This is a genomic window from Micropepsis pineolensis (assembly GCF_055392125.1).
The window spans coordinates 3,346,514-3,368,253 of record NZ_AP042408.1 but is presented as its reverse complement, the minus strand read 5'-3'; the positions used below and the strand labels follow the sequence as shown (position 1 = coordinate 3,368,253).

Here is a 21,740-nt window from a genome sequence, read left to right as displayed (position 1 = left end):
CGTCCTTTGCGCGCTTAGCAGTTCCACTGCAAAAGCTGTTCCAGCTTTGCCGCAGCTCCTGCTGTATCAGGCTTGTTCTGTCACCGGCAGCCGCGCACGTGAATGCGGTGAAGAACCAGCGCGGTCTTTGCGCCGGAGGCTACTGTGACAAAACCGTCAATCTTTGGAAAGGTGTGAAGGTGAAGTTTCTCCGTCGATAGCGCCGCGTGGCCAGGCCACGCTGACGCGGGCCCCACCTTCGGCAGGATTGACGGCACGCACGGTGCCGCCGGTTTTTTCGAGTAAGGTTTTGGCGATGAAGAAGCCCAGCCCCATGCCTTCATGCTTGCCGTTTTCCGCGGCAGGCGGTGCCAGCGTGTTTTCAGGCAGGACATGATAGCCGGGGCGCGAGGTGGTGTAGGGCTCGCCAATCCGTTCAAAGATTTCCGGCGAGAAGCCGGGCCCGTCATCAGAAATGACAATGCGCAGTTCGCGCGAATTCCACGCCGCCTCCATCGTCACCTTGGTGGTGGCAAAGTCGGTCGCATTTTCGATGATGTTACCCAGACCGTGCAAAAGCTCGGGCGCGCGCCAGACCTGCGGCTGGGACTGGCTGCGGTTGGGGGCCGCCGGTGTGATGGTCAGATCAATGCCCAGATCGCGATAGGCATCCGCCAGATCGTTGAGCAGGGCGCAGACCGGCAAACGCTCGTTGCCGCCGACCATTTCTTCGCCCGGATTGGCCAGACGCATCAAAATTTTGCGGCAGCGTTCGGCTTGTTCCCGCAACAACGCGGCATCATCGGCCTCGGGCGAGCCGGACGGCAACGCCATCTCAAGCTCGTGCGCCACCACAGCGATGGTGCCAAGCGGGGTGCCAAGTTCGTGCGCCGCCGCTGCGGCCAGCGCCCCCATCGAGGAGAGCTGTTGTTCCCGCGCCAGCGCCAGCTGGCTGGCGGCCAGCCCTGCCGACATGCGGGTGCCTTCGGATGCAATGCGCCAGACATAGGCCGACGTAAAGGCAAGGCTTAAGATCAGCGAGGCCCACAGTCCGGCCAGATAAAGTGGCGGCAGGGCAATCGGCATATCGGCGGCCCAGGGCAACGGTTCGTGGGCCACTGCAATCAGCGAGCCCGCGGTCAGTGCCAGCGCGCCAAGCAGCAAGGCATTGGACAAATCCAGTGTCGCCGCCCCGATCACCACCGGCGCAATGAACATGATAGCAAAGGGGTTGGTAATGCCGCCGGTCAGATAGAGCAGCACCGCCAGTTGCAGCACGTCAAAGGCCAGATAGACCGTGGTTTCGCGCGCACTTAAGCGTTCGTTGGGTTGATAGCGTAAGGCGAGAAAAATATTAAGCCCGGCCAGACACGCGACACAGATCAGGCAGCGCACCAACGGCAGGGTGTAGCCAAAGCCGAAATAGATCACCAGCAGGGCAACGGTCTGTCCGCCCACGGCCATCCATCGTAAATTGATGAGAGTATGCACACGCACGCGCCCGGAGGCACTCGTGTTTTGTCCACCAAGGGCTGCACCCCAGCCCGGTATTGATGCGTCCGCCATACGCCTCAGGTCCGTAAAGACTGAGAATGGCTCTATCCTTCCTGCGACATTTTTGCAAGACGGTGTGCAGGTGCTAAGGCGTGCCCTGCGACATTATTTTCACCATTAATTATAGGGACTTAGCGCGCCGGTGGCCTTGTGTGCACTGCATCAACTCATACGTGTCGTCAATTAGGCGCAGGCCCCAGGCGCGAAATTAGCCGGTCAAACATCTCTGCGCTGTCACCGGCGATTTCAATCCGCTTCAGCCGGGCGGTCGCCCCGGCGATGATGGTGATATGCGATTTGGGGATGTCGAGGGTTTTCGCCAGCAAAATCAGCAAGGCGGCGTTGGCCTTGCCGTCTTCGGGCACCGCCCGCACCCGGGCTTTAAGATGGACATTGCCCGCACTGTCCCGCGCCCAGCCCTCAATGGCATCACGCCCGCCTTTGGGCGTCAGCCGGATGGCCAGTCTGAGCGGATCGCTCACATGCCTAGCCGCAGCAGGAAGGTCATATAGACCCACTCGACCACGTATTGCAGGAACCAGATCGCAAACAGCACCACCAGCGGGGCCAGATCAAGCCCGGCAATCGGCGGAATGATCCGGCGGACCAGACGGAAAACCGGCTCGGTCAGCGTATCCAGCAGCCGCACAATGCTGTGCACGAAGCTGTTGTACATGTTGATGACATTGAAGGCGATGAGCCAGCTCACCACCACGGCGGCGATCACAACCCAGCTGTAAAATTCAAGCAGCTTCAGAATCAGCCACAGGATGGGATTGATCACGGCTAGGGCTCCTATCATTGCATCAGCGGCACCAGATGATGCCTGGGTCACTGTTTTGCCAGCGTAAGGGGTAATGCGCAAGGCGTCAGCCTGGCTGCGACCCAAATCTGGCGCACACATTTGCTTGCGTCCGCATGGGGTTAATCCGCCACTGGCCGTGTATGGTGGGAAATTCTTTAGCTGTGGCGTGTTTAAAATACGCTTGACAGTTCCGGGAGCGCTTTACTACATACGGCCACCCCTCGGCCGTCCCAATCGCGCCGGGTGCTTTTTCAGGGTTTGGGGCTGTAGCTCAGTTGGGAGAGCGCCTCGTTCGCAACGAGGAGGTCAGCGGTTCGATCCCGCTCAGCTCCACCAAATCCTGCTTTCCAAACACATCAGCGTGGCGGCTTAACGATGCGGTACAGGCGGAAAACCCGGCTTTGTCCGATCAGGACCAGATCCGCCCGTGGCGGCAGCACCGCTTCGCCGGGCAGCGCACGCATCGCCAGATAATCGTAACGTTCCTGCCAGTGGTGGGGGTAGACCGTCCAGAAGCGGTACCAATAGCGCGCATCGTGGCTGTGGGTGATGCGCGGGTCGCGCTCGGCCGCAGCCCCCAGCATCAGGGTTGGCCACGGAATGAGCCCGACATTGGGGCGGGCAAAATTGCGCACCTGTGGCGTGGGGCCGATCGGCTGCATCTTGGGATCGTCAAACACGGTCGAGACAAAGGCGGCCTTGTCGATGCACCACAGCGTTGGAATATGCTCGACGCCGGGGGCCCATTCGCCTTCGGGGGCTTTGAGGCCATCGCCGCTGACCAGAACCTTGGCCCCTTGCGGTAATACGCGGCCCAGGGCGCGGGTGTTGGCGACATCCCGGTCATGGGCAAGCCAGTCGGGCAGCATCAGGCCCAGACGCGCCAGCGTGGCGATGATGGCGGCGGCGGCCAGGATTTTGCCGCCGCGGCGGGCCAGTGGCGAGTTGCCGGGCCGCATCGGCAGGCTGGTGCCCGCGATCAGCAGCAGGGCGGGAAACAGCACCAGTCGGGCATCAATATAGCTGGCGTTGGCAATGCCTTGGGGCAGGGCCAGTAACAGGAGTATCCAGGCAATCAGCACGCCCCATATCCCGTTGGGGCGTCGCCCGGCGATCACCAGCCAGAGACTTCCCGTGCAGAAAATCAGGGTGCCGATGGTATCAGCGGCACCGGTGCCGGTGGTGGTCGGCGTCGCAAAGAGCCAGATCTTCTGATTAAAGAAATAGAAAATCGCTGGCAGATACGGCGAGCTGGGTGGCCCGCTTACCTTGACGATCAGCAGGACCAGGCCGGGCAGGATCAGACCACTGACCGCACGCCCGATGCCGGTGGCGGCCCCACTGAACCGCCAGGGGCGGCCCCGAACAGCTTCCCAGACCACCAGTGTGAAGCCAAGCGTGGCCCCGGCTGCGATGTGGCACAGCACGGCCAGTGCGGCCAGCAGGTTAAACACGATCCGGCGCCGAAGCGTGGGCGGGCGACGGACCCAGAAGCCAAAGGCGTAGAGCGCGATCACCGTGCCCAGCGTGAAGCCGAAAAAGCCCATGGTCAGTGGCAGGTTAATCAGCAAGGGGGCGGCCAGCAGCAGCGACGGGCTGGTTTTACCATGCAGGGCGCGCTGCAATCCCCAGCTGGCATGGGCCATCCCGGCGACGCACAAGGCCCAGATGATCTTCATCACCAGTTCGAGCGGCAACAGTTTGAGCAGTGGCAGGGCGAAGATTTCCAGCCCCAGATTGGTTACCAGCCGCCACTGGGTGACGAAATACTGATGGATCGGGGCATCGGCGGGGGCCGACAACACAAACAACCGCGTCATATGGTTGAGATAGTCGGCCGATAACGGATAGCGCACGCAAAGGAGCAGGCCGAGGCTGGCCAGCGTCAGGGCGGCAAACGCGCCATCAACCCAGCTGTAGCCAGGGTTTTGCCCATGAAGTTTCATTTGTACCCTGCCCCGTGTTTTCGCCCCTGCGTGTATAGGAAACCGCCGCCCTCAGGCCAAGGCCGAAAGCGGCTCTGGTTTAGGTGCCCGTTTTGCTCGGCGGTGGAAATGGCCAGCCAGACAGTGTATCGGCTAGTCCGTCATATTCCCCATCCCTAAGGCAAGTTTATCGGACACCATGGCCGCACCGCTTTTAACCTTACAGAATATCCGCCTGACCATCGGCCGGAGCCTGCTGCTGGACGATACCGAATTGTTCGTCGAAGCGGGGATGCGCCAGTGCATTGTCGGGCGTAACGGTTCGGGTAAATCGACCCTGATGAAGATTGCCGCCGGGCTGATGGAGCCCGATGGTGGCCGCCGCTTCATTCAGCCGGGGGCCTCGATCCGCTATCTGCCGCAGGAGCCGGATCTGACCGGCTACAGCGATACGTTTTCCTATGTCGCCGAAGGATTGCACCCCGGTGAAGATTCTAACCGGGCCTATTATCTGCTCGGCCATCTGGGGCTTTCCGGCGTGGAAGATCCCGCCCATCTGTCCGGCGGTGAAAAGCGCCGTGCCGCGCTGGCCCGTGTGCTGGCCCCGCGGCCCGATATTCTGCTGCTGGACGAGCCGACCAACCATCTCGATCTGCCAGCCATTTTGTGGCTCGAAAAAGAACTCTTGTCGCTGAAGGGGGCGCTGCTGCTGGTCAGCCATGACCGCCGGTTCCTCGAAAATCTGTCGCAATCGGTGCTGTGGCTGGATCGCGGGCGCACCCGGCGGCTCGATCAGGGCTTTGCCGCGTTTACCGAATGGCGTGATAAGCTGCTGGAGGAAGAAGAAGCCGAACAGCACCGGCTGGATCGCAAGATCGTCGCCGAAGAACATTGGGTGCGTTATGGCGTGACCGCACGGCGCAAGCGCAACGAACGGCGCATGGCAGAACTGGCGGCGATGCGTGCGGCGCGGCGCGATGTGCGCACCGGCCCCGGTATGGTCAAGCTGACGATATCGGAAGCGACGGGGGCGGGAACCTGTGTCATTGCAGCCGAGAACGTCAACAAATCCTATGACGGGCGTGCGGTGGTGCGTGATTTCTCTACCCGCATTCTGCGGCGCGATCGCATTGGCGTGGTCGGGGCCAATGGTGCGGGTAAATCAACGCTGATCAATATTCTGACCGGACGACTGGCCGCCGACAGTGGCGAGGTCACGCTGGGCACCAATCTCAAGCTCGCCACGCTGGATCAGGTGCGCAAGCTGGACCCGACCCAGACCCTGGCCGAGGTGCTGACCGATGGTCGTGGTGACAAGGTCGAGGTGGGGGGCGAGATCCGTCATGTGCTCAGTTACATGAAGGATTTTCTTTTCACCCCGGAACAGGCCAAGCAACCGGTCGAGGTCTTGTCGGGGGGCGAGCGGGCTCGGCTGCTGCTGGCCAAGGCGCTGGCGCAACCGGCGAATTTTCTGGTGTTGGACGAGCCGACCAACGATCTGGATCTGGAAACGCTTGATCTGCTGGAAGACACCATCGCCGATTATCCGGGTACGGTGCTTCTCGTCAGCCATGACCGCGATTTCCTTGATCGCACGGTCAGCGGTATTCTGATGGCCGAAGGTGATGGCAGCTTCACCGAATATGCCGGTGGCTACAGCGATATGCTGGCCCAGCGCGGCAGCGGCGTTGAAGCGCGTAAGGTGGCACGCGAAAAATCTGATACCGCCGAGGGGGAGGCCAAGCCGCGCCCCCGCGCCGAACCAAAACGCAAGCTGACCTTCTCGGATAAGCATGCGCTGGAAACCCTGCCGGGCCAGATCGACGCGCTCAATAAAAAGATTGCCAATCTGCAGGGCAAGCTTGCCGACGCCAATCTGTACCGGCGTGATCCGCAGGGCTTTGCCGATCTCAGTAAGGCGCTGGGCGATACCGAGGTGGAAAAAGCCGCTGCCGAAGACCGCTGGCTTGAGCTGGAAATGCGGCGCGAGGAAATCGAAGGCTCTGCCAGCTGATACTCTGCTGGCGTGGTCGCTCGCGTGGGATAAGCCGAAGCTCGTGTTGATCGGATGGCTGAAGCCGCAAAGATTATGGCGCTAATGGTATAAGAATATGGTTCTGACAGCGCAGGACAAATGCAGTTTGGTCAATGACAGCGCTGTACGCGGCCGTAATGTGTTATATTGAGCCGATAAATCTGATTTAATCTGATATTGTTCTAGCAATATTTGTCGCATCCAGACAAATTGTATGCGTTTTCCTTGACACTTCCCGCATAAGTAATTAGCACTGGAACCGCTACCATTGAGCGGCGGGCTTTAAAAAACCTCACATTTTAAGGCGCGAATGGCTTTTTGGGGGAGACGTCTGAAACAGACGATTAGAACAGAACCATCCGCTTCGACTTCGAGGCTCCGAAACTTTGGGCGGATCGGCATACAGACAAAGTTCCTCTCAACTACCGACAAGCGGCCTCAGGCGTGATGAGCCGCTTGTTTTTTTCTGCGCCAGTAAAGTCTGTTAACCGCGATGATGGCGGCGCCAGTCGCTCGGCAGATCAAAATGGCCGGCCCAGATGCCACGATGCTGGCTGTGGGCCTCCTCCTCGGCGGGGGCGTAGTCGGTGCCATACTGGCGGTAGGCCACGGCCCAGCCCTGCCGCACCATCCAGTCATTGAGATCGGCACCACCGGCGCGGCACACCGCCACCGTGCGGCCATAGCGGTCGGTATCGCGCTTCTGGCATTGTACCGGCTGCCCGGCGATCCGGGCGCTTAAGGCTTGTCTGGCGGCAATGCCGCACGCCCAGGGCCGCCCCGCCGTATCATAGCAGCTCTGGGCCTTTTCCGGCGCGTCGATGCCATAGAAGCGGATGCGGGTGGCCCCGACGCGGATGGTGTCGCCATCGGTAATGCGGGCAGCTCCGGCGAGGGATGTTTCGCCGCTTTGAGCCGTGGGGCTGGCGCGCTCCTGCCGTGTGTGCGTTCCACCGGGGGCGAGAAAATGGGCCACAATCACCGCGGCCAGTGCCAGTGGTACGATCACCCAGCCATAAGAGCGTTGCCGCCCAAAGGCGCTGGGGCGACGTGATCGTGATCTTGGGGGCATGGCACAACTTCCTCGTCCGAATCGTGGCAGGCACTATGCCATGAGCGGGCAACGGGGTTGTGGGTTTGTGGGCTTTAAGACGAGATTTTGGCTGCGAAGATATAGCCGCCGCCCCGGACCGTTTTGATCAGTCTGGCATTGGGGCCGCCATCACCCAGCTTGCGGCGCAGGCGCATGATGGCCACGTCGATGCTGCGATCAAAGGCGAAATCGTCATTGTCATGCATTTCGTCGAGCAATTGCGCCCGGCTTAAGACCCGCCCGGCCCGGCGCGCCAGCGTTTCCAGCAAACGATATTCCCCGCAGGTCAGGGCAACGGCGTGGCCATCTTCATCGCGTAAGGTGCGCGAGCTGGTATCCAGCGTCCAGCCGTCAAATTGCATATGGCTTTCGAGCACTGGCAGGGCGTGATCCTGGCGCCGCAGCACGCTGCGAATCCGGGCATAGAGTTCGGTCATGGCAAAGGGTTTGATCAGGTAATCATCCGCCCCCATATCGAGCCCGGCGATGCGGTCGTTCAATTCTGCCCGGCTGCTAATGATGATGATGCCGATGGCAAAACGCGTCCTGAGCTGTTGCGTCAGCATCAGGCCATCCGGATCGGTCACATTGATATCGATCAGCGCCAGATCATGGTGCTGGTGGGTCAGCAGACCGGCCAATTCGCGGCCACTGGCGCGCGCCGTAACGGCGTAGCCTTCAGAGATCAGGCATCTTTGCAGCAGCTCGCGGATGTCTGTGTCGTCTTCAACGATAAGAAGCCGTTTCTGCATCGCTTCTGCCGCCTCCGCGCGGGATGATTCCGTTTTCATCTCTCTCTAAGGTAGAGCTGTTGCTCGTTTGCACACAAACTAAAATTGTATGCATTCCGTATACCATTGGTTATGAGACCGGTATCATTCGCACTTTTTTTTACGATGACTGCAAGATGAGGATTGCCGTTGCAATTCGGGGCAGTTGTTGTGGCGAATCTCAAACAAAGCTTAACCAAGGGTTGATATGGTCGGTGCCATCCGTGGTACTGGTTCGACCGCCATGGCCGGTCAGTCACGCGAGGTGCTTCGAGCAACTATGCCGGGGAGGCAGCGATGACTTTGTTCAGACGTTCTGTGCCGTATGCCGCGATTTTTGGTGCTTTTGCGGTTTTGTATTGCACCGCGATCGGGCTTGGTGGTTTCGCTTTGAGCCGTCTGTCTACGGCGGGGGCCGAACAAGAGGCCCGCGCCAGTATTGCCCGCCAATCCGATCTTTTGCTGACCAAAATTGTTGAGGAAGCTTCGGCGGTGCGTCAGGCGCAAAACCTGTCACTGATCGCCATGACCGAACCGGCCCGCGCCAAACAGCGCGCCGAGGTGCATGAAGCCATTGGTGGCGTTGCGGCCCTGATCGGCGACTATGAAAGATATCTCGATCCGCTTCAGCGGCCGGCTTTCGTCAAATGGCGCGATTCCTGGAACGACTATGTTTCGATGAACGATACGCTCAATGAAAAGGCCCTCAACGAGAACCTCAAGGTGGCCACGGAATATTACCTCTACACCATGAGCGATGCGTTCCGGCAGGACTTCCTGTCGTCGATTGATGCGGTGATCAGCACCCATGCTCAGGCCGCGCGTGATCTTGGTGGCTGGGATGCGGCCTATGCCCGGATTCGGGGCGAAGTTATTTGGGCTGCCATTATCGCGGCGCTGGCGTCGATTTTGGCCATCGTCATGCTGGTGCATCGTCTGGCCATTTTCGAGCGCCATCCACGTCATATCCACGAGATTGCGCAGCGGCTCGATAACACCATGCTGAAGATCGATTACATTTCCCGCCGGATTGAAGCTTTCGCCACCAAGGCCGACGAGGTCGCGCCAAAGGCGGCTGGGGGCGTGGGGGGAGAAACCCATCAGGTGGTTACCGCGTCACATGATCTGACCGCCGAAGCCGGGGTGCTCAAAGAGACGGTGAAAAACCTTATTTCGGAAGTGGATGCGGCCTGAAGCTCTGTGTACGGGTTGGGGCGCGCTGGCATGCATGTAAACGCGCCCTGACACGGCCACACCCGCGGTGGTCTTGTCACAGTGTAAAGATTAGAGGCTTTGTTACGCCGATGGCTCTTGAAAGCGGTCGTAACGATTGCCACTTCGTAGAACAGTAATGAGGGATAAGGCCATGTCTGATCCTCGCACCAACGCCGCCATACATGCTGATATGTCCTATATGCTGTTTCGTGATGCCGCGAACGCTTTGCGTGCGGTGCCGCTGACCGATGTGGCGCGCATCGAAATGGTTGCGCCGGATGCGGTGGAAAATGCAGGTGGCCACCCCGCTATCTGCTCGCAAGGTCATTGCATTCCAATTGAAACCATCGCCGGGGCGCCACTGCCAAAGACGTTGCCTGTGCTGATTTTCCGTCAGGGCCATCGCGAGATGGGGCTGGTGGTTCGTCAGGCCGCCGACATCGTGCATGGCGAAAATGCGCTGGTGGTGGGTGGGGTGCGGGTGAGCCTGTTCGATATCGGCCCCTATATGGCGCACGCCTTTGCCGCCATGCCTGAAACGACGCGTTGCCCGCGCCATCGCGGGCCACATGCCGGTGACAGGCTTGCGCAGCGGATCCGCGCTGCGTTGCGGGTGGTTGGGGTGGCAGCCCGCCATGTCCTGATGCCGCCACGGCCGGCGGCGGGGCGGTAATCACACCGCCGTGACCGGTGGTGGGGGGATAATTTTCCCCTGCTAACGCTTTGTAATCATTTTTGAATACATGCTGAAGGGGCAGCCAAAGGCGGCTGCGCCCAGATGTGTCATTCAGTTTGTGGTGGCAGTGGTGGCATAAGCGTAAAAAAACGGCGGTTTGGCCTGGTTGCCGGGCGGCCCAAGGGATTTGATAATGTCTGCATGGCGTTTTGTTCCGGCCCTGGTTGCTGTTCTGGCAATTGGCCCGTTGTCGATAAGTGTTGCGGCGTCTGCTGCACAAAGTGGCGAACAGCCCGCCACGCCCACTGCCGATCAGCCCTGGATGGACAAATCGCTGCCCCCCGATGTGCGTGCCGATCTGGTACAGGCGCAGATGACGCGGGATGAGGAGCTGACACTGGTTTCGGGCTATTTCGGCGTATACGAGCCGCGCGTACCGGCGATCTATAAAGACGACATGCCCAATTCTGCCGGTTATGTGCCGGGCATCCCGCGCCTTGGCATTCCGGCGCTGAAAGAATCCGATGCCAGTCTGGGCGTGGCCAACGGCAATTTTATGCGCAAGGGCGATACGGCGGTGGCGCTGCCATCCTCGCTGATGACCGCCGCGACCTGGAACCCGGCGCTGGCCTATGCCGGCGGGGCGATGGTGGGGGCCGAAGCCCGCAACAAGGGGTTCAATGTCCAGCTTGCCGGCGGCATCAACCTGACGCGCGAGCCGCGCGGCGGCCGCACCTTTGAATATTCCGGCGAAGATCCGCTGCTGGCCAGCGTGATGGTGGGCGAGGCCATCCGCGGTATTCAGAATCTGCATGTCATCTCGACCATCAAGCATTTTGCCATCAACGATCTTGAGACCGGGCGCATGACGATGAGCGCCAACATCTCGGAAGCGGCATTACGCGAAAGCGATCTGCTGGCCTTCGAGCTGGCGATTGAACGGGCTGATCCCGGTTCCGTGATGTGCTCCTATAACCGCATCAACACGGTTTATGGTTGCGAGAATGATTTCCTGCTCAACAAGGTGCTGAAGGGCGACTGGGGCTATAAGGGCTTCGTCATGTCGGACTGGGGCGCTGTCCATTCCACGGTCGAAGCCGCCGTCAACGGGCTTGATCAGCAATCCTCGCGCTTTTCCGACAAAATGGAATATTTCGGTGCGCCGCTCAAAGGCGCGGTCGAGATCGGTGCTGTGCCCGAAACCCGGCTGCACGATATGGTCCACCGTATCCTGCGCACGATGTTCGTCCGTGGGCTGGTCGATGATCCGGTGGTCAAGCGCCCGATCGATACCAATACCGATCTGGCGGTGGCCCAGCGCGCTGCCGAAGAAGGCATCGTGCTGCTGAAGAACACTGGCGTGCTGCCACTGGATCTGACCCGGCCACGGTCGCGCCGTATTCTGATCATTGGCGGCTTTGCTGATGTCGGTGTGGTGTCGGGCGGTGGCTCGTCACAGGTCATCCCGATCGGCTATATGCAGCTTAAAGAGATGATCGAGGGTAAGGTGCCCGGCATTGTCCCCGGCGAGCTGCCACGTATTCCCCGTGGCTCGGTCATCTTCGCGCCGCCATCGCCCTTTTCGGCGATCCATGATGCGGCCGCGGTGATGCCCAATGCCCGCGTGACCTATTACGATGGCCAGAACGTCGCCAAGGCGGTCCGTCTGGCACGGGCCAGTGACATTGTCATCGTCTTCACTATGCAGTGGATGCAGGAAGGCTTCGACGTATTTTCTCTCAGCATGGGCGGCAATCAGAACCAGCTGATCGATGCAGTGGCGGGGGCCAATCCGCGCACCGTGGTGGTGCTGCAAAATGGCGGGCCGGTAGCGATGCCGTGGCTCGGCAAGACCGCTGCGGTGGTGGAAGCCTGGTATGCCGGTAACCGTGGCGCGGCGGCGATCAGCAATGTGCTGTTCGGCAAAGTGAATCCGTCCGGCCGTCTGCCGGTGACCTTTCCGGCGTCGGATGCGCAATTGCTCCGGCCCCGCATTCAGGGCTTTGGCCAGCGTGACAGTCAGGTGGTGTGGAACGGCACCCGCAGCCAGTTCGATATCGATTATTTCGAAGGTGCCAATGTCGGCTACAAATGGTTTGCGACCAAGAAAATCGCGCCCTTGTTCCCGTTCGGTTACGGACTGTCCTATACCAGTTTTGATTATGGCGGGCTGACGGCGTCGGGTGGCAATACCGCGACGGTGAGCTTCGTCATGAAGAACAGCGGGGCGCGCGAAGGCAAGGCGGTGGGGCAGGTTTATATGCTACCGCCGGGTGGGGTGATGCGGCTGGTGGGCTGGAGCAAGCAATCGTTGCGCCCCGGTGAAAAGCGCAGCGCCACCGTCAGTGTTGATCCGCGCCTGATCGCCAGCTTCGATGAAACTGCCGGGCAATGGCATGTTGCGGCGGGCGAGTATCTGGTGATGCTGGGTTCGTCTTCGACCCAGATCGCCGCCACTGCCACCGTGCACATCAACGAAGCGTGGATAAAACCCTGATCTTGCGGGATCGCCAATAACGACAACGCCGCCCATCGGGCGGCGTTGGTGCATCTTGCGTAAAAGACGCTATCGTTTTGGCCGTATCTATTCCCACTGCCTGAAATCGACGAATTCGCCACGTTTTTTGATTTCATCATCGGTGCCCAGGCGCTGAACGCTGGCTGGGGTGCCATCGAAGCGGGGCCATGTCGGCACACCGTCGCCATTGGGGTTGCCGGTTCTGGCGAAGTTGGTCCAGTACTGCACCAGCCGGTCAGCCATCATGCGGTCATCGGCGCTCCACGGCCGGGCATCCTGATCAAGCTGATCGAAGACAAAGCGGATTTCGGCACCATGTCCGGCTTTGCAACCATAATTACAGGTCTCAAGCGGTTCTGTCGGCCAGTGGACGAAGAAGTAGACATAGGTCGGTGCGGCAGTCCGTTGCTGCTTCGCCCAGTTCCACATGTCGTTTCCCATACTGTCCGTCACCAGCTGATAGAGCGAGGTTTTGGCTTGTTCCAGCGTGTTGGCGGGATAGTGGTTGCGAATCTGGGCCGGTGCGGCGGGGTGGATTATGCGATTGATCGCGGCCTGGTACTCCGCCAGAGACGGGTTTGATTTGCCGATTTCTTCTGCCGCCAGATCGACACCTTCATTGGCATTCCAGCCCAGCAGTGTCGGTACGGCTTTTTTCTGTACTGCAGCCATGAGGGTGGCCGGGTTGGCCGGATAAACATAGTTGTCGACGGTAAAATCGGGCTGCCAGGGCTGTTTGATCAGGCTGTCTGCAGCCATCGCCCGCAGCGCTTTGAGCGATCCGGCTTTCAGGGCGCCCCCGAATTTTGCCCCGTTGGCTTCGGCGGTCTTCAGGCCAACGCGGCTCCAGATACTGCTGCTTTCTCCGATGGCACGTTGAAACAAGCCTTGGGCCAGTGGCGAATTCACCAGCACATTGACGGATGCGGATCCGGCGGATTCGCCGAAAATGGTGACGTTACCGGGATCGCCGCCAAAGCCTGCGATATTCTGTTTGACCCATTTCAGGGCTGCAATCTGGTCGAGGAAGCCCTGATTGCCCGAAGTCTGATGGGGATTTTCCGCCGTCAGCTCGGGGTGGGCGAAGAAGCCCAGCACCCCAAGCCGGTAATTGATCGTCACCAGTATGACGCCCTGACGGGTCAGTTTGGCCCCGTCATAGCCGGGTTGTGATCCCGAGCCGCCGAACAGTCCGCCACCGTGGAACCAGACCATGACCGGATAGGCCTTACCCTTTGGGGCCGGTGTTCTGGGTGCCCAGATGTTGAGGAACAGGCAGTCCTCGCTTTGCGGCTCCTTGATCCAGTCCACCGTCTGGCGGCAGGCCGGGCCAAAGCTGGCCGCCGGGCGCACGCCCTTCCACGTCTTGGGCGGTGCGGGTTCCTTCCAGCGCAAATCCCCCACCGGCGGGGCGGCATAGGGGATGCCGAAGAAGGTTTCAACGTCGCCGCGGACCACGCCGGTGACTTGTCCGCTTTCGGTGGTGACCGGTCCGGTGATGTCGGCGGCCAGACAAACCGTTGAAACGCCAAGGGTAACAACAAAAAGTGGTGCGATACGTCGTGCGTATTTCCAGCAACGCATGTTTGCTTTTCCTCTACGCTTTCAGATGCCGCTCTTTACGCGGACGTTAGTCGGCCTCGCCGAGCACGCCCTTGGTCGACGCCACCGCGCCCTCCAGCCGCTCGTCCACTGTCGCGGCGTGGCGAAGCGCCCGGGCCAGCGCCTTGTAGGCGGTTTCGACGATGTGGTGGCTGTTGTCGCCATAGAGGTTTTCGATATGCAGGCAGATGCCGGCATTCATGGCAAAGGCCGCGAACCATTCCTTGAACAGCTCGGTATCCATGTCGCCCAGCTTCTGGGCCGGAATCCGGACCTTCCACACCAGATAGGGCCGCCCGGCCAGATCGACTGCGGCACGGGTCAGGGCTTCGTCCATCGGGATGGCGGCGGTGCCGAAACGGTTGATGCCGGCATAATCGCCCAGCGCTTTTTTGACCGCCTGACCGATGACAATGCCGGTATCCTCGGTGGTGTGGTGAAAATCGACATGCAGATCGCCCTGCGCCCGGACCTTGAGATCGATCAGGGAATGTTTGGCGAAGCTTTCCAGCATATGGTCGAGAAAGCCGATGCCGGTGTCGATATCGCCGATCCCGGTGCCGTCCAGATCAACCGAGACGGCGATTTCGGTTTCATGGGTTTTGCGTTCGACGGTCGCGGTGCGCATGGCTTTCCCCTTTAATCTTCTTGTGGCAGGCGAAAAACTTCGGTGACGGGACTGGCCCCCTCGGTCCCCATCAAAGACAGGCGGCCGCCGCGCGGGCGGGCGGCAAAGGCCACCCGGCTGTTGGCATTGGCAATCGGTGCAGTAAACCAGAAAAATTGTCCGCCGTCGCCGGGCAGGGCGCAGGCCTGCGCATATTTTCCTGCACTGTCGATCGGGCGCGGGCGCCAGTCTTCCCGGGCACCTTCGGGTGGGGCCTCGAAATGGTTAGTGGCGCAAACCCGGTTGCCGTTTGGCCCGGCGGCCATTTCGCGGATGGTGCAGGCGTTTTCCGTCCGCTCGATCACGCAGGCCTGACCATTTTCGGTTCCGGCCAGCACGAAGATGGTCGGTACGGCGATTTCGCTTTGGCTCAGCATTTCCCGGGCGGCGGTGTAATCGGGGGCCAGCTCGAAAACCTGCCGTAACAGATGCCCCGGCGGCAGACCAAAATTGCGCCCCACCGCGATGCGGCCCATGGCCCAGTCGCCCGCCACCCCGGCCAGCCCCGCCGAGGTGCGACGCATCGGGGCCTGATTGATGGCGGCGGCAAAGCGCTCGGGTGCCAGACCGTGGAAAACCCCGCTGATGCCGGGCCAGGTAATATTGTAATAGCTGCCCGCCTGCCCCGACAAATGCAGCACCACCAGATGTTCGCCCAGCACCGGGAAGGGCCAGTCCATCACCCGGCGCAGCAAGGGGCCATCGGGGCTGTCCCACACCCCACTGGTGCAGCCCCATTCCAGACAGGCGTTGACGGTGAAGACGCCGGGCACGTCGATTTCTTCAGCCAGCCGGGTGATTTCCCACAGATAGGGATTGCCGGCCTGCTTCAGCCAGTGCTGCGAGGCGCGGTCGGCCAGCTTCAGCAATGTGGTGCTTGGGATATTGGCGCTGGCGCCAAAGGTGTCGCGCACCGCTTCAAGCAGCACGCGCGCCTGTCGGCGCCGCAGAAACACCAGATCCAGCGGCGAGAAATTTCCGCGTAAATCGACAAAGGGTATCTTGATCAGCCCCGACGTCATCAACCGCTATCCTGATATGTGCCCCAGCTTCGCGCACCGCCAATGGGCGTGACGGTTCTGCTATAGCCTGTTGTCGGGGCGCTGTCAGCGGTAAGTCCCGCCTTGGGCAGGATTAGCGGCGCAGCAGATCCAGCAGCGCCTGGCGCAGGCGCGGGCTGATGCCGACCACCACGCCACCGGCAATCGCCGCCAGAACCGCGGCGCGCGGGTTGCGCGCAATCAGGGCCAGAAGGTCGCCGCTGATCAGTTTGCCGAGCTGCAGGCCCATAAGATTGCCGGTATCCTCAGCCTCGTCGCCATAGTCACGGACTTTGACCAGCAGCAGAATAAAGCCGAGCAATAAGGCGGTCAGGATCAGCACCATCGCTGCCACGCACAGCGCGGCATAGGGCGGGGCCATCACCTGGGTCAGAAAGGCGTAGATCGCGAAACAGACAAAGGCCCCCGCCGCACCAACGCCGATCAGGGCAATCAGGGTGCAGGCGATGGTGACGGCAATGCGTGCCGGCCAGTTGTTCATGGCAATCCGTTTCTTCTGAAAATCTGGTTTGTAAGGCTTGGCCCGGGGCACAGCTACGGTTGTCCGTATATACCATCAGGCACAAAATCTAGAGTGCAGAGGATATCCGTAACGGGCGAGGGGAATTCCCGTTACGGATATTTTATTCGGTGTCTGTCTCAGCGTCCTCTTTCTGGCGGCGCCTGATCTTGAAGATCAGGCCCAGCACCAGACCGATAGCAAAGGCAATCGCCGTTTCGATCAAGGCATGTTGGCCTTAGCGGCGGCGGCGGCCAGACAGCAGCAGCCCGACGACCAGACCGACGCCAAAAGCCACGGCCGTGGCGGCAACCGGTTCGTCCTGGATCTTCTGCTTGACGCAGCCCAGCTTCTGTTTGGTTTCGTTCCAGGTCTCTTCAGCCGTACCCTGAATGCGGGAGGCGGCGTCCTGGCCACGGGTGCGGATAAATTCGCTCACCGACTCAGCGATTCTGGCGATATCCGCCTTCAGGCCGGTGACTTCTTCGGAAATTTTTGCCGTATCTTCGTTTGCCATGGCGCTTCTTGCGCTCCTTTGCTGCCCGTTCGATCCAATTGCCAGTCCAACGCCAGGGTTCTGGTCTGAAACTGACCGAAAATCCGCCGGGCCTTAAGCGAACAGTTCTTAAAGCCCAACCGGTATTTTTTAAGTCCCGGTACTGCGGCAGACAATATCCGCACACCGTAAGCGTACCTAAAGTTGGGAGCAGCTCAACAAAAGTCAAGCTGTTGCGGGGTTTAATTAGATTTTATCCTGCCTGCATATCCTAACCGATGCGGCCTGCTGGCGCCATGTTTTTTGCACCGCTTTATGACCAGCGGTGCCACGGTATGGCTGGGTTTGGTAACCGGGCGCAATTGCACCGAGTCGGTACAGCGCTGGTTCGCAACCCGAAAGTGATTTTCCCAGATGTTGGGACCATAAGGGTGGTATGGCATAAGGACGCTGCTTGTCATATCCGTGCGCAACAGCCCTGTTTTGCGCAAAAATCGTGCGCGATTCGCCGTTCAGGATGCATTTGCACAGACAGAAAATGTGGCAATGAACCGACCGGTGGGGTAGGAGAGAGGGCTTTTTTCCAGAGAAAAGACGCTCATGAGCATTAAAAATCTAAACGCAGTATTCGCTCCCAAGAGTGTCGCCCTGATCGGCGCCACCAACCGGGACCGCGCTGTCGGCAACATCGTCGCGCGCAACCTCTTCCGTCAGGGTTTTGAAGGCCCGATCATGCTGGTCAATCCGAAGGCCCCCGCCATTGGCGGTGTGATTGCCTATAAGGACATCGCCAGCCTGCCGATCGTTCCCGATCTGGCCATCCTCAGCATCCCGCCGAAGGCTATCCCGGATACCATTCGCCAGCTCGGCGAAAAAGGCACCCGTGGTGCCGTGGTGATCACCGCTGGCCTTCGCGACATCGTTGCGGACGAAAAGACCGGTGAGACCCTGCAGGACAAGATGCTGGCCGAAGCCAAGAAATTCGACCTGCGCATCCTTGGTCCGAACTGCCTTGGTACGGTGTCGACGCATATCGGCCTCAACGGCTGCTTTGCCGAATCCCTGCCGCGCAAGGGCAACATCGCCTTCGTGGCGCAGTCCGGTGCCATGGTCGCCACGCTGTGCGACTGGGCCGAAGAACGCAAGATCGGCTTCTCCTACCTCGCCTCGATGGGTGACCAGTCGGATATCGACTTTGCCGATATGCTGGAATTCCTGGCCGACGATCCGCACACCGATGCGGTGGTTCTGTATGTCGAAGCCGTGGCTGGCGCTGGCGGGTTTGACCCGCGCCGCTTCATGGAAGCTGCCCAGAAGTGCACCTCCAAGAAGCCGGTTATCGCCATTAAGTCGGGCCGTTCTGACATTGCCGCCAAGGCGGCTGCCTCGCACACCGGTGCGCTGGCGGGTGTCGATGGCGTGTACAATGCCGCTTTCGAACGCGCCGGTATCATCCGTGCCAACGATCTGGACGAGCTGCTCGACAGCATCGAGACCTTCTCGAAGAAGCTGATGGTGAACGGCGACCGTCTGGCCATCGTCACCAACGGTGGCGGCGCCGGCGTGTGCGCGGTGGACAAGCTGTCCGACCTCGGCGGCGAGCTGATCGATGTGCCGAAGGCGGCGATGGACAAGCTCAACGCCTGCCTGCCGGACGTGTGGTCCCACGCCAACCCGATCGACATCATCGGCGATTCCGACGGTCCGCGTTATTACAACTCGATCGTTGCGCTTGACGGCGTTGAAGGTATTGACGGTGTGGTGGTCATTCACTGCCCGACGGCAACCGCTGTCTCGATGGACAAGGCCAAGGCCGTGGTGGAAGCCCGCAACAAGCTGGGCCAGCCGCTGATCGCCAACTGGCTGGGTGGCAACGACGAGACCCGCGAAGTGCGCGCTCTGTTCGACGCCAACGGTATCCCGAACTTTGATACCCCGGAAAAGGCCATCCGCAGCTTCATGCATCTGGCCAAGTACAATGCCGTCCAGAAGACGCTGGCCAAGGGCGAAGTTCACGATATCCCCGGCTACAAGCCTGACTATGCCACCGCCAAGAAGTTGATTGACGACGCTGTCGCCAAGAACCTGACCTGGCTGGATGCGCCGAGCCTGGCGACGGTGTTCGAAGCCTATGACATTCCGTCGGCCAAGTGTGCCACGGCCGCTACCCCGGCTGATGTCGCCAAGCTGCAGGAAAAGTTCCAGGCTCCGATCGTGATCAAGATCATGTCCCCGGACATCTCGCACAAGTCGGATGTTGGTGGCGTGGCCCTGAACCTGAAGACCCCGGCCGACGCCCAGAAGGCGGCGGAAGAGATGCTGGTGACGGTTGGCAAGAACTGCCCGAAGGCGAAGCTGGAAGGCTTCCTGGTGCAGGAAATGGTCTCCCGCCCCGGTGCCTACGAGCTGCTGATCGGTGTTGCCTCTGATCCGGCTTTCGGGCCCTTCATGATGGTTGGCAAGGGTGGCGTTTCGGTGGAAGTCGAAGCCGACAGCGCCATGGCTCTGGCCCCGCTGACGGCGGAAATTGCCGAAACCATGATCAAGAAGACCCGGATCTACAAGCTGCTCAAGGGCTTCCGCGACCGTAAGGCCGTGCCGCTTGAGCCGATTGTGACGACTCTGCTCAAGATCTCCAAGCTGGTTGTCGATTTCCCGGAAATCGCCGAGCTCGACATCAACCCGCTGCTGGCTGATCCGAACGGCGTCATCGGTCTCGATGCCCGTATCAAATTGGTCAAGGCGCCGGAAGGTGCCCGCGACGCGCGGTTTGCGGTAAAGCCGTAACACTTATACACAGCTTGTGGATAAGAAGACTTTATTCACAGGCTGTGCGTATGCATGTTTACGCTTGATTAAGCAAAGCCGGTAATCTTTCGCATTAAAGGCGTCCAACCAAAGGGTTGGGCGCCTTTATACCTGTACTATGTAGTCAGGCTCCCGTACTCTCCCTATGCGTGTTTATTGATAATACACCATTAATGAGTTCACTCATTGGGGAGTGTAACGATGTCTAGCACAATAAGCACAACGGTCGAGGAGCGTTTGGCCCAATCGGAGCAGGGGTCAAGTTCTGCGAACTGTTGTCGACAAGGCTGCCGTTTTTTTGCGGCGGAAACCGGCTCTGTGCCCAGTGGCTCGGACCGGAACTGGGCCATTCAGACGTTTGCCCGTAATGAAACGATCTATACTAAAGGTTCTAAGTCGACTTTTACCTTTCGGGTTCTTGAGGGGGCTGTTCGCCTGACGCGGGTGTTCGCCGATGGTCGCCGTCAGATCGTTAATTTCTATTTGCCAGACGAAATTTTTGGTTTCGAGTTCTCCGAGACCTACACCTCAACCGCCGAGGCGGTGGGCGAAGTGGTGACAATGCGCTGCCCGCGGGCCTGCGTGCTGTATCACAGCGCCACCGACCCCGACATCAACCTGCGCCGGCTCGCCATGCTGGGTAAAAGCCTCAACGCGGCGGAAAAGCATGTCACTATGCTGGGCCATCAAAGCGCCCGCCAGCGTGTCGCCTCGTTTTTTCTGAACTTTAATCCTGGGCAGGGCAAGGATGACAGTTTCATGCTCAACCTGCCGCTTGGGCGCCAAGACATTGCCGACTATCTCGGCCTGACTATCGAGACAACCTGCCGGGCTTTAAGCGATCTCAAGCGCCGCCAGATCATTGATACGCCGCGGCGGCGGCAGATCGTGGTGCGTGACCCAAGCTGCCTGAAGGCGATCGCTGAAGGCCTTGCCGCTTAAAAAAGGGTGGCCAGATCAGGCTCTATTGAAAATGACAGGCGGCAGACAAAGCGCAATACGTCTGCCGCCTTTTGCGTTATACTTCTGCGAGAAATTTGGTCGATCGGAGGCTGGTGATGTCCTTTCGCAAGGTCCTGGTGCCTGTGACCGGGGGGGCGCGCGATGAATGCGCACTGACCACCGCTTTTGCTGCTGCCGAGCCCTTTGGGGCTCATGTTGCCGCGCTGTTTGTCCACGCGGACCCGCGGGAAACCTTGCCGTTTGGGGAACTGCCACTGTCCCCGGATTTTGTGCAGGAATTGATTGATACCGCCTCCAATATCGCCAGCGCCGCTGGCAAGGCCGCCCGCGCCAATCTGGCCGCGGTGGCCGAACGCTGCGGCGTCGAGGTCCAGAGCGAGGCGAAAAATCATGGCCAGCTCAGCGCCTGTTACAGCGAAATTACCGGCTATCTGCCTCATGTCATGGGACGGGCGGCGCGGCTTAGCGATCTGGTGGTGTTTCCGCCGCTGCGCACCGGCGACGCCCACGACCTGCTCGACGCCTTCTGCCGGGTGCTGTTCAAAAGCGCCTGTCCGGTGCTGCTGACCCCGTCACAGCCGCCAAAGGTGATCGGCCACCATATTGCCGTGGGCTGGGATGACGGCATCTCCTGCGCCCGCGCGCTGGTCGAGGCCATGCCCTATCTGGCCAAGGCCGAAACCATCACCTTCCTGACGGTGGGGGAGCCGGGGGCCGCTCCGCCGGTGGGGGAGGCCATGGATTATCTGCATCTGCATGGCCTCAGCGCCACCGCCCGTATCATCCCCAAAGGCGGGCGTAAGGTGGCCGAGGCGCTGCTGGCCGCCGCGCAGGAGGGCGGGGCCGATATGCTGATCATTGGTGGATACAGCCGTGGCCGCATGGCCGAGGCGGTCTTCGGCGGCGTCAGCGAGCATATCGTCACCCACCTGCAGCTGCCGGTCTTCATGGTGCATTAGCGCTGTACGGTCGGAAGGGTAATAAAAAACATCCCGGTTCGCAGGAACCGGGATGTTTTTTTACGCTTGGCCTGAAAATTCCTGTGGCGTCTCGAAAAGGGGGCTATCCGATCCG

The 21,740-nt window shown here is 60.2% G+C and carries 18 protein-coding genes and 1 tRNA gene; 8 read left to right on the top strand and 11 right to left on the bottom strand.

Features of this window, described 5'->3' with window-relative positions; translation table 11 throughout:
* Positions 1 to 156: 156 nt before the first annotated feature.
* The 3 genes from ACZ5RI_RS14935 to ACZ5RI_RS14925 form a co-directional block, all read right to left on the bottom strand.
* A complete protein-coding gene (locus ACZ5RI_RS14935) occupies positions 157 to 1,437 on the bottom strand; it encodes an ActS/PrrB/RegB family redox-sensitive histidine kinase (protein ID WP_464514000.1) in 1,281 nt (426 codons plus the stop codon).
* A gap of 275 nt (positions 1,438 to 1,712) precedes the next feature.
* The gene (locus ACZ5RI_RS14930; protein WP_464513999.1) at positions 1,713 to 2,015 is read right to left on the bottom strand and encodes a DUF167 family protein; all 303 of its coding nucleotides are present in this window, start codon (positions 2,013 to 2,015) and stop codon (positions 1,713 to 1,715) included.
* Positions 2,012 to 2,317 carry a YggT family protein gene (locus tag ACZ5RI_RS14925; RefSeq protein WP_464513998.1) on the bottom strand — a complete coding sequence of 102 codons (306 nt, stop codon included), beginning with the start codon at positions 2,315 to 2,317 and terminating at the stop codon, positions 2,012 to 2,014. The genes ACZ5RI_RS14930 and ACZ5RI_RS14925 overlap by 4 nt, the downstream gene beginning before the upstream one ends.
* Before the next feature lie 281 nt (positions 2,318 to 2,598).
* Here ACZ5RI_RS14925 and ACZ5RI_RS14920 point away from each other — a divergent pair.
* A tRNA-Ala gene (locus ACZ5RI_RS14920) sits at positions 2,599 to 2,674 on the top strand.
* A gap of 20 nt (positions 2,675 to 2,694) precedes the next feature.
* Here the strand turns inward: ACZ5RI_RS14920 and ACZ5RI_RS14915 are convergent.
* Positions 2,695 to 4,284, bottom strand: a complete 1,590-nt coding sequence (locus tag ACZ5RI_RS14915) for a hypothetical protein (RefSeq protein WP_464513997.1) — start codon at positions 4,282 to 4,284, stop codon at positions 2,695 to 2,697.
* 178 nt (positions 4,285 to 4,462) lie between these two features.
* Here ACZ5RI_RS14915 and ACZ5RI_RS14910 point away from each other — a divergent pair, with 178 nt between their 5' ends.
* Positions 4,463 to 6,277 (top strand): ABC-F family ATP-binding cassette domain-containing protein, encoded by a 1,815-nt coding sequence (locus ACZ5RI_RS14910; RefSeq protein ID WP_464513996.1) that lies wholly within the window; start codon positions 4,463 to 4,465, stop codon positions 6,275 to 6,277.
* Between the two features lie 505 nt (positions 6,278 to 6,782).
* Here ACZ5RI_RS14910 and ACZ5RI_RS14905 read toward each other — a convergent pair.
* Both ACZ5RI_RS14905 and ACZ5RI_RS14900 read right to left on the bottom strand, forming a co-directional pair.
* Positions 6,783 to 7,370 (bottom strand): thermonuclease family protein, encoded by a 588-nt coding sequence (locus ACZ5RI_RS14905; protein ID WP_464513995.1) that lies wholly within the window; start codon positions 7,368 to 7,370, stop codon positions 6,783 to 6,785.
* A gap of 74 nt (positions 7,371 to 7,444) precedes the next feature.
* Positions 7,445 to 8,143: a response regulator transcription factor gene (locus ACZ5RI_RS14900; RefSeq protein WP_464513994.1), complete on the bottom strand. Its 699-nt coding sequence runs from the start codon at positions 8,141 to 8,143 to the stop codon at positions 7,445 to 7,447.
* A 315-nt stretch (positions 8,144 to 8,458) separates the two neighbouring features.
* Between ACZ5RI_RS14900 and ACZ5RI_RS14895 the strand changes: the two genes are divergently transcribed.
* The 3 genes from ACZ5RI_RS14895 (at position 8,459) to ACZ5RI_RS14885 (ending at position 12,549) form a co-directional block, all read left to right on the top strand.
* Positions 8,459 to 9,355, top strand: coding sequence for a hypothetical protein (locus ACZ5RI_RS14895; protein ID WP_464513993.1), 897 nt, complete (start codon positions 8,459 to 8,461; stop codon positions 9,353 to 9,355).
* 172 nt (positions 9,356 to 9,527) lie between these two features.
* Complete coding sequence (locus ACZ5RI_RS14890; protein ID WP_464513992.1) at positions 9,528 to 10,049, top strand: hypothetical protein; 522 nt, start codon at positions 9,528 to 9,530, stop codon at positions 10,047 to 10,049.
* 196 nt (positions 10,050 to 10,245) lie between these two features.
* Positions 10,246 to 12,549 carry a beta-glucosidase gene (locus ACZ5RI_RS14885; protein WP_464513991.1) on the top strand — a complete coding sequence of 768 codons (2,304 nt, stop codon included), beginning with the start codon at positions 10,246 to 10,248 and terminating at the stop codon, positions 12,547 to 12,549.
* 87 nt (positions 12,550 to 12,636) lie between these two features.
* Here the strand turns inward: ACZ5RI_RS14885 and ACZ5RI_RS14880 are convergent, their stop codons facing one another.
* The 5 genes from ACZ5RI_RS14880 to ACZ5RI_RS14860 all read right to left on the bottom strand — a co-directional run bounded on the left by ACZ5RI_RS14880 (position 12,637) and on the right by ACZ5RI_RS14860 (position 16,916).
* A complete protein-coding gene (locus ACZ5RI_RS14880) occupies positions 12,637 to 14,154 on the bottom strand; it encodes a carboxylesterase/lipase family protein (protein WP_464513990.1) in 1,518 nt (505 codons plus the stop codon).
* A gap of 46 nt (positions 14,155 to 14,200) precedes the next feature.
* Positions 14,201 to 14,800 (bottom strand): imidazoleglycerol-phosphate dehydratase HisB, encoded by a 600-nt coding sequence (gene hisB / locus ACZ5RI_RS14875; RefSeq protein ID WP_464513989.1) that lies wholly within the window; start codon positions 14,798 to 14,800, stop codon positions 14,201 to 14,203.
* An 11-nt stretch (positions 14,801 to 14,811) separates the two neighbouring features.
* Entirely contained in the window at positions 14,812 to 15,861 is a 1,050-nt protein-coding gene (locus tag ACZ5RI_RS14870; protein WP_464513988.1) for a C45 family peptidase, read from the bottom strand.
* Between the two features lie 112 nt (positions 15,862 to 15,973).
* A complete protein-coding gene (locus ACZ5RI_RS14865; protein WP_464513987.1) occupies positions 15,974 to 16,381 on the bottom strand; it encodes a hypothetical protein in 408 nt (135 codons plus the stop codon).
* Positions 16,382 to 16,637: 256 nt separating this feature from the next.
* Positions 16,638 to 16,916: a hypothetical protein gene (locus tag ACZ5RI_RS14860; RefSeq protein ID WP_464513986.1), complete on the bottom strand. Its 279-nt coding sequence runs from the start codon at positions 16,914 to 16,916 to the stop codon at positions 16,638 to 16,640.
* Positions 16,917 to 17,495: 579 nt separating this feature from the next.
* Between ACZ5RI_RS14860 and ACZ5RI_RS14855 the strand changes: the two genes are divergently transcribed.
* The 3 genes from ACZ5RI_RS14855 (at position 17,496) to ACZ5RI_RS14845 (ending at position 21,625) form a co-directional block, all read left to right on the top strand.
* A complete protein-coding gene (locus ACZ5RI_RS14855) occupies positions 17,496 to 19,682 on the top strand; it encodes an acetate--CoA ligase family protein (RefSeq protein WP_464513985.1) in 2,187 nt (728 codons plus the stop codon).
* Positions 19,683 to 20,021: 339 nt separating this feature from the next.
* On the top strand, positions 20,022 to 20,645 hold the full coding sequence (locus ACZ5RI_RS14850) for a helix-turn-helix domain-containing protein (RefSeq protein ID WP_464513984.1): 624 nt from the start codon (positions 20,022 to 20,024) through the stop codon (positions 20,643 to 20,645).
* A 116-nt stretch (positions 20,646 to 20,761) separates the two neighbouring features.
* Positions 20,762 to 21,625: a universal stress protein gene (locus tag ACZ5RI_RS14845; RefSeq protein WP_464513983.1), complete on the top strand. Its 864-nt coding sequence runs from the start codon at positions 20,762 to 20,764 to the stop codon at positions 21,623 to 21,625.
* The last annotated feature ends 115 nt before the right edge of the window (positions 21,626 to 21,740 follow it).